Raw genomic sequence first — 7,898 nt, 5'->3', positions numbered from 1 at the left:
GGAATGCGGCATCGGCCTGTTCGGCTCGCGCGCGCTCAATGCGCTGCGGCTGGACAAGAATTACGGCTCATGGGGGCGCGAGTACCGGCCGATCTACGGGCCGCTGGAAGCGGGGCTCGACCGCTTCGTTGCTTACGGCAAGGACGCCGATTTCATAGGCAAGGCCGCGGCGCTGGCCGAGCGCAGGCAGGGCGGCAAATTGCGCCTGCGCGCTTTTATCGTCGATGCCGACGATGCCGATGTCATTGGCGATGAGCCGATCTGGTTCGATGGTGCGGTGCGCGGCTGGGTGACGTCGGGTGGCTATGCGCATCATTCGAAGAAATCCGTCGCCGTCGGCTATGTGCCGAAGGAGATCGCTGATGAGAGCGACGGCTTCGAGATCGAGCTGCTGGGCAAGCGCCATGCGGCGCGCATTCAGGCGGTGCCGCTGTTCGACGCCAATTTCGAACGGATGCGTGCTTGAAGCGCTTCGGCTTCGCCGATGCGCTTCAGATTCCTGTTTTGTGGATGTCGTTGTCCCAAAACCGCCGGGCACTTTTGGGCGACATGCACCAGGCCCGCATCCTCTTTCTGGCGTCAGGCGCTGCGGCGGCTGTCCAGCGCGAAGGCGCCGGCGCCGGCAAACACCAGATAGAGGAAGATGAAGCAGAACGAGATCGCCGAATCGCCGCCATTGTTGACCGGGAAGAAGTCGCGCGGCATGTGCGCCATGAAATAGGCGATCGCCATTTCGCCGGCCAGAAGGAATGCCACCGGTCGCGTGAACAGGCCCAGCGCGAGCAGGATGCCGCCGGCGAATTCGAGGATGGCGGCAGTCGTGGTCAGCCCGGAAAGGGCGTGGGGATCGACGCTGACGGGGAAGTTGAACAGTTTCTGGCTGCCATGCTCGATGAACTGCAGCGCGGTCATGATGCGCAACACGCCGAGCGCCTGCGGCTGGTATCTGGAGAGGCTTTCGAAAAGCTTCATAATGACTCCATTTTCAATCCGTCCGGCCATAGATTATCGCCCAGGAATGGACCATTCACTTCCCATGGCCTGGCGTCAACAATCGGTGATTGAAAATGTCCCCAGCTTGACCCTTCACATTTTTCCCGCAAGGGTTGTATTTCTATCGTTGCGGTTGTATTAGTGCGGCCACTCTAGAAATGTGGGTTCCCTTTGCCATGAAAAAAGTCGCCATCAGCCTCTTCGCAATTCTTGCAGGCACCAGCTTTGCCATGGCCGAGGACGCCGGCTGTGAGGCCTTCAAGTGGCCCGTGACGCGGGAGCAGACCCTGTTTGCCGCGGCACCGGCAACGCCGTCCGGAGCGGCACTGGCGGTTGGTGCGGCTGCGGACCTGGCGCTGGTGCCGGTAGAGAAAGCCGGTTTTGCGGTAGCGCCCGAACGTGCGCCGGCATCAGACAGTTTCGGGGCCGTCGCCAGCGTGGAGGTGCCATCCGAGGGAGCCATCCAGATAAGTCTCTCGGGGGAGGCCTGGATCGATGTCATCCAGGATGGCCAGGCCATCAAGTCGGCGGGCTACAGTGGCGTGAAAACATGCCCTGGCATCCGCAAGAGCGTGCGCTTCAAGCTTGCGCCCGGCCCGGCCACCGTTCAGTTCAGCGGCGCGAAAAAAGCTGAGTTGAAGGTTGCGGTGCTGGCGCCGGAATGAGGCGGCGCCAGGCAGGGGAGAGGCCTTCATCGGTGGTCCGATGAAAGCCCGCACTTTGTGTCAGCGGTGTTCGATCGCCGTCAGCGGACTGGCGCCATCAAGGCGAAGTGCGCGCCTTGCGGGTCCTGGCACTGCACGATCCAACTGCCGCCGGGGACCTCCATCGGCCCCATCAGGATCTTGCCGCCATTGTCGGTGACCCGTTTGGCCGCCGCGTCGATGGCCGCAACGTTGAAGTAGAATTGCCAGACCGGGACCGGGATCTGCGCGGGCTTGTTCATGATGCCGCCGCCGGATTCGGGGCCGGCCGTAAAAGTCTGGTACGTGCCCATCGGGCCCATGTCGAAATCGCCGGCGTCGACCCAGCCGAACTGGTCGGAATAGAAATCGAACGCGGCTTTCCAGTCCGACGTGTAAAGCTCGTGCCAGCCGATGTGGCCCGGCGTGCTGGCCGGCACGACAGGCTGGTCGGGACCGTTCGGCTGCAGGAACATGAAGGTCGCGCCTTGCGGATCGGCGACGACGGCAAAGCGGCCGACGCCCGGAATGTCGTCGGGCTGGCGGTGAACGGTGCCGCCGGCTTTCTCCAGCGATGCAGTTGCGGCATCGACATCCCTGGTGTGGATATAGCCGAGCCAGGCAGGCGGCATGCCCATCTTGGCGGCATCCTCGGGCAAGGTCATCAGGCCGCCGACGCCACGTTCGCCGACATTCATGACGATGTAGCGCGGCATGCCGGGTGCCTTATCGAAGGGCTGCGCCGTCCAGCCGACCACTTGGGTGTAGAACGCCTCGGCGGCGTCGAGATCTGATGTCATCAATTCGTACCAGAAGAAGGGCATCGGGGTTTTTGGCATTTTCGGTCTCCTCACCTTTCATGGATCGATCGTCGTCCACCATAGGACGATCCTCACGACGGAAATCCGACACCGCCCGGACAACAATGGGTGTGTGTGCCAAGCGTTCCCTGATTGCGCATCCAGCGGTTTTCGATTTCTCTGCGGTCATGAGGGGTTGTCGTCCATGCGCTTGATGTCGCTCACGCCCGAGCTTGTCGCACTGTGCCATCGGGAAGAGGCCGATCCCGGTCCGGACCCGAGCTGGACAGACATGAACGACGAGGACTTTCGAACCCTCGCCTTGCGACTGTCCAATGAAGCCGATGAGGGACCGTTATGGGTGTTCGCCTATGGGTCGCTGATCTGGAAGCCGGAATTCGAGTCGGTCGAGCAACAGCTCGCCACAGCCTTCGGCTGGCACCGCTCCTTCTGCCTCGACATGGTGCGCTGGCGCGGCAGCGCCGAGCAGCCTGGGTTGATGATGGCGCTCGAGCGGGGCGGGCGCTGCAACGGCGTGATCTATCGCTTGCCGGAGGGTGAGAAGCCGGCGCAGATCGAAAGGCTGTTGCGGCGCGAGATCAGCGACCATGAAAGCATCGAGACGGTTCGCTGGCTGCCGGTGCATACGCCGCAGGGTAAGCTGCGCGCGCTCGGCTTCTGGGTCGGCGTGAAGGGCAGGGGAACGTCGCTGAACCAGCCGCTGGACAGAGTGGCGAGCGTGCTGGCCAGAGCCTGCGGGCATATCGGATCCGGCGCCGAATATCTCTACAACACGGTCAGCCATCTCGAAGCATTCGGCATCCGCGACCGCAATCTGTGGCGATTGCAGGAATTGGTGGCGCAGGAGGTCAGGGCCATCCATGGCCGCAAGCTTGAGCCTGGCCTTTCGCTCGCACTGCAAGCCCGACCGCAGTCGCAATAATATGAGTAAAAAAATCATGTTATTGCCGAGCCTTTTCAGTGACTTGCGTCGAAAATTGACCAATTGATAAAAAAATAAAACGTGCTAGCCTTCTCCAAAAGAAAACATGGGGAACTGACGATGCCAGAAGGCCAATTCAGGGAAGGCATTGCGGGCGGCAGGCTCTCGGCCGACCAGTATGCGGATAATTTTCCCGCCCTGCACCCGCCGCTCGACCACCACGAGGCGCTGGTCGAATCCGACCGCTGCTATTTCTGCTACGATGCACCGTGCATGAATGCATGCCCGACTTCGATCGACATTCCGCTGTTCATCCGCCAGATCTCGACCGGTAATCCGATCGGTTCGGCCAAGACCATCTTCGACCAGAACATATTGGGCGGCATGTGCGCCCGCGTCTGCCCGACCGAGACGCTGTGCGAGGAAGTCTGCGTGCGCGAGGTGGCGGAAGGCAAGCCGGTGCAGATCGGCCGCCTGCAGCGCTACGCCACCGACGTCGCCATGGGCGAGAACAAGCAGTTTTATCCGCGCGCCGAGCCGACCGGCAAGACGGTCGCCGTGGTCGGCGCCGGGCCGGCCGGCCTTGCCGCCGCGCACCGGCTCGCCCGCCACGGCCATGACGTGACCATCCTGGAGGCGCGCGCGAAGGCCGGCGGCCTCAACGAATACGGCATCGCCGCCTACAAGAGCGTCGACGATTTCGCCCAGGCCGAAGTCGACTACGTGACCGCGATCGGCGGTATCGACATCCAGAACGGCAAGGCGCTCGGCCGCGACTATCAGCTGTCGGATCTGATCCGCAATTACGACGCGGTGTTTCTCGGCATGGGCCTTGGCGGTGTCAATGCGCTGCGTGCCGATGGCGAGGACGCTGACGGCGTCATCAACGCGGTCGAGTTCATTGCCGAGCTGCGCCAGGCCAGCGACCTTTCCGGCCTGCCGGTTGGTCGCCGCGTCGTCGTCATCGGTGGCGGCATGACGGCCATCGACGCCGCGGTACAGTCGAAGCTGCTCGGCGCCGAGGAGGTGACGATCTGCTACCGGCGCGGCCAGGAGCACATGAATGCGTCTGAGTTCGAGCAGGATCTGGCCGCTGCCAATGGCGTCAGCATCCGTCACTGGCTGCAGCCGAAGCGGGTGATCGCCGAGAGCGGCAAGGTCACTGCCGTCGAACTCGAATACACCGCCCTCAACGGCGACAGGCTTGCCGGCACCGGCGAGACGCTGACGCTCGTTGCCGATCAGGTGTTCAAGGCGATTGGACAGAGCTTTGTCCCGGCCGCCCTCAACGGCAGCGGTGCATCGATCGGCCTCGAAGCCGGCCGCATCAAGGTGGATTCGGAAGGGCGCACGTCGCTTGCCAAGGTCTGGGCCGGTGGCGACTGCATCTTCGGTGGCGACGACCTGACCGTCTCGGCGGTCGCGCAGGGACGCGACGCTGCGGAGAGCATCAATCGGGCACTGACCTCGAACGGGAGGGCATGAGCATGGCGGATATCAGAAACAATTTCGTCGGCATCAAGTCGCCCAATCCGTTCTGGCTGGCCTCGGCGCCACCGACCGACAAGGCCTACAACGTCATCCGCGCCTTCAAGGCCGGCTGGGGCGGCGTGGTGTGGAAGACGCTGGGCGAGGAGGGCCCACCGGTGGTCAACGTCAACGGTCCGCGCTACGGCGCGATCTGGGGCGCCGACCGCCGCCTGCTCGGCCTCAACAACATCGAACTGATCACCGACCGCGACCTGCAGGTCAATTTGCGCGAGATCAAGCAGGTCAAGAAGGACTGGCCCGACCGCGCCATCGTCGTCTCGCTCATGGTGCCTTGCGTCGAGGAGGCCTGGAAGGCGATCCTGCCTGTGGTCGAGGAGACGGAGGCCGACGGCATCGAGCTCAATTTCGGCTGTCCGCACGGCATGTCGGAACGCGGCATGGGCGCCGCCGTCGGCCAGGTGCCGGAATATATCGAAATGGTGGTGCGCTGGTGCAAGCAGAACACCCGTATGCCCGTCATCACCAAGCTGACGCCCAACATCACCGATGTGCGCAAGCCCGCGCGCGCAGCACATGCCGGCGGCACCGACGCGGTGTCGCTGATCAACACCATCAATTCGATCACTGGTGTCGATCTCGACAGCTTCGCGCCGCAGCCGACCATCGACGGCAAGGGCTCGCATGGCGGCTATTGCGGGCCGGCGGTAAAGCCGATCGCCATGAACATGGTGGCCGAGATCGCGCGCGATCCGGAAACGCAGGGCCTGCCGATCTCCGGCATCGGCGGCATCACCACCTGGCGTGACGCGGCCGAATTCATGGCGCTTGGCGCCGGCAATGTGCAGGTCTGCACGGCGGCGATGACCTACGGCTTCAAGATCGTGCAGGAGATGATCGCGGGCCTGGAAAACTGGATGGACGAGAAGGGGCACGCCTCGCTCGACGACATCGTCGGCCGCGCCACGCCCAATGTCACCGATTGGCAGTATCTCAACCTGAACTACGTCGCCAAGGCGCATATCGACCAGGATGCCTGCATCAAGTGCGGCCGCTGCCACATCGCCTGCGAGGACACTTCGCACCAGGCGATCACCAGCATGGTCGACGGCGTCAGGCACTTCGAGGTCATCGAGGCCGAGTGTGTCGGCTGCAATCTCTGCGTCAATGTCTGCCCGGTCGAGAACTGCATTACCATGGAGCCGCTGGCAGCCGGTGTGATGGACCAGCGCACCGGCAGGCCGGTATCGCCGGTCTACGCCAACTGGACCACGCACCCGAACAACCCGATGGCCAAGGTGGCTGCGGAGTAGGAACTCCCCCAAGAGAAAAACGGCGCTTTCGAGCGCCGTTTTTCATTTTCCTATTGCAGATATGAATTATCCACGATAGTATGTATCCATGAATAAGGAACCTGTTCGATGAAGCTGGGCGAGGGTGTTGAAGCAGCCATCCATTGCGCCGCCACGCTGGCCAGTGTGGAAGGCAATAGCACCATGCCGGGCGCCGCTCTCGCCGAGGCCTTTGGCCTTTCGCCGAGCTATCTGCTCAAGCATCTCAACATGCTGAGCGCGGCGCGCGTCCTGGAATCGGTGCCCGGGCCTGCCGGTGGCTATCGGCTGGCGCGGCCAGCCGAGCGCATCACGCTGCTCGACATCGTGCTGGCCGTCGAGGGCCGCGAGCCGGCCTTCCGCTGCGGCGAGATCCGCCAGCGCGGTCCGGTGAAGCTCGATGCGTCGGCCTATGTGAAACCCTGCGGCATCAACGCCGCGATGCTGAAGGCCGAACGCGCCTATCGCGCCGCGCTCGCCGAGACCAAGCTGTCCGATATCGTGGCCTCCTACGCGGCAGAAGGCGATCCCAGGTCGCTTGCTGCGAGCTGCGCCTTTGTCGAGCGCCACCAGCGGCCGCAGAAATCCAGTTAACTCCAAAACCTCAAAACCCAAGCAGACGTGAAAGGACGAGACGATGAAACAGAGGCTGCAATTTTTCGCCAAGGCGCCGGAGATCATGAAGGCGGTGTCGGCGCTCAACAAGGCGGTGGACGAATGCGGGCTCGAGGTGAGCCTGCTGCACCTGATCAAGCTCAGGGCTTCGCAGATCAATGGCTGCTCGTTCTGCGTCGAGATGCACAGCCGCGAGGCCAGGCGCGACGGCGAGACCGAGCAGCGGCTCTATCTGGTTTCAGCCTGGAAGGAATCGCCGCTGTTCTCGGAGCGTGAACGCGCGGCTTTGGCCTGGACCGAAGCCGTCACCCTGATCGCCAACAACGGCGTGCCGGACGAACTTTATGCACGTACGCTGGAGCATTTCTCAGAAGAGGAGCTGGTCAAGCTGTCCGTTGCGCTCGGCATGATCAACACCTGGAACCGGCTGTGCATCCCGTTCCAAGCCATACATCCGATGCCGGCGGCCAAGGCTGCCTGATTGTCCAATCATGTTGGGAGCGCCGTGGAGAGCGCGCTCCCACTGCCTTAAACCTTTAAAGGGGAGAGTTTGATGCCTGCGGATTTGCCTTCGACCTTGTTGTTTCTCGCTCGCCTGCTGCTCGGCGGCGCCTTCGTTTTCGCCGGCCTGCGCAACATCCAGAACGCGGCCTTCCTGACCCAGCTGATGGCCGCGCGCGGTGTGCCGCAGGCGCGGTTGGCACTGTGGACTGGTATCGTGCTTCAGGTCGCCGCCGGTGTGCTGGTCATCGCAGGATTGTGGACGGCACTCGCGGCCACGGTGCTGCTGCTGTTCCTCATCGTCGCCACGCCGATGTTCCACAATTTCTGGGACCATCAGGGTCCGGACCGTGCGTCCCGCATCAATGGCTTCGTCGGGAATGTTGCCCTGAGCGGTGGCTTTCTGACCCTGATCGCGCAATCCGTTTGACGCACAGTTCCATGCCGACTGCGGCCTCTGGTGCCGACGCCTCGACCATAAAATCGGAACCAATCGAGCCGTTGACGCATTTCACACCTGCATGCCCAGCATCCAGGATGAAAT

Annotated in this window: 10 protein-coding genes; 8 read left to right on the top strand and 2 right to left on the bottom strand. The window is 62.9% G+C overall.

What is annotated here, in order from left to right; translation table 11 throughout:
- Positions 1 to 466 (top strand): glycine cleavage T C-terminal barrel domain-containing protein (locus tag ENZ75_RS13445; RefSeq protein WP_164887808.1); only part of this gene is annotated, 466 nt, incomplete at its 5' end.
- 113 nt (positions 467 to 579) lie between these two features.
- Here ENZ75_RS13445 and ENZ75_RS13440 read toward each other — a convergent pair.
- The gene (locus tag ENZ75_RS13440; RefSeq protein ID WP_013530889.1) at positions 580 to 972 is read right to left on the bottom strand and encodes a DoxX family protein; all 393 of its coding nucleotides are present in this window, start codon (positions 970 to 972) and stop codon (positions 580 to 582) included.
- 197 nt (positions 973 to 1,169) lie between these two features.
- On the opposite strand from ENZ75_RS13440, the gene ENZ75_RS13435 reads away from it, so the two are divergent.
- Positions 1,170 to 1,658 (top strand): hypothetical protein, encoded by a 489-nt coding sequence (locus ENZ75_RS13435; protein WP_084652544.1) that lies wholly within the window; start codon positions 1,170 to 1,172, stop codon positions 1,656 to 1,658.
- Positions 1,659 to 1,738: 80 nt separating this feature from the next.
- Here the strand turns inward: ENZ75_RS13435 and ENZ75_RS13430 are convergent, their stop codons facing one another.
- Positions 1,739 to 2,515 carry a VOC family protein gene (locus ENZ75_RS13430; RefSeq protein WP_013530891.1) on the bottom strand — a complete coding sequence of 259 codons (777 nt, stop codon included), beginning with the start codon at positions 2,513 to 2,515 and terminating at the stop codon, positions 1,739 to 1,741.
- Between the two features lie 166 nt (positions 2,516 to 2,681).
- On the opposite strand from ENZ75_RS13430, the gene ENZ75_RS13425 reads away from it, so the two are divergent.
- The 6 genes from ENZ75_RS13425 (at position 2,682) to ENZ75_RS13400 (ending at position 7,784) form a co-directional block, all read left to right on the top strand.
- Complete coding sequence (locus tag ENZ75_RS13425) at positions 2,682 to 3,419, top strand: gamma-glutamylcyclotransferase (RefSeq protein ID WP_024501513.1); 738 nt, start codon at positions 2,682 to 2,684, stop codon at positions 3,417 to 3,419.
- Between the two features lie 120 nt (positions 3,420 to 3,539).
- On the top strand, positions 3,540 to 4,904 hold the full coding sequence (locus ENZ75_RS13420) for an NAD(P)-dependent oxidoreductase (protein WP_128278135.1): 1,365 nt from the start codon (positions 3,540 to 3,542) through the stop codon (positions 4,902 to 4,904).
- Between the two features lie 2 nt (positions 4,905 to 4,906).
- Positions 4,907 to 6,220 carry an NAD-dependent dihydropyrimidine dehydrogenase subunit PreA gene (preA, locus tag ENZ75_RS13415; RefSeq protein WP_013530894.1) on the top strand — a complete coding sequence of 438 codons (1,314 nt, stop codon included), beginning with the start codon at positions 4,907 to 4,909 and terminating at the stop codon, positions 6,218 to 6,220.
- Positions 6,221 to 6,328: 108 nt separating this feature from the next.
- Positions 6,329 to 6,832, top strand: coding sequence for an Rrf2 family transcriptional regulator (locus ENZ75_RS13410; RefSeq protein ID WP_128278134.1), 504 nt, complete (start codon positions 6,329 to 6,331; stop codon positions 6,830 to 6,832).
- Positions 6,833 to 6,875: 43 nt separating this feature from the next.
- Entirely contained in the window at positions 6,876 to 7,334 is a 459-nt protein-coding gene (locus ENZ75_RS13405) for a carboxymuconolactone decarboxylase family protein (protein ID WP_024501510.1), read from the top strand.
- A gap of 72 nt (positions 7,335 to 7,406) precedes the next feature.
- Positions 7,407 to 7,784 carry a DoxX family protein gene (locus tag ENZ75_RS13400; protein ID WP_013530897.1) on the top strand — a complete coding sequence of 126 codons (378 nt, stop codon included), beginning with the start codon at positions 7,407 to 7,409 and terminating at the stop codon, positions 7,782 to 7,784.
- Positions 7,785 to 7,898: the final 114 nt, after the last annotated feature.

This window comes from Mesorhizobium sp. M7A.F.Ca.CA.002.04.1.1, assembly GCF_004022805.1.
Lineage (GTDB): Bacteria > Pseudomonadota > Alphaproteobacteria > Rhizobiales > Rhizobiaceae > Mesorhizobium > Mesorhizobium ciceri.
The sequence above is the reverse complement of the archived record's forward strand: the minus strand, read 5'-3'. Positions and strand labels throughout refer to the sequence as shown.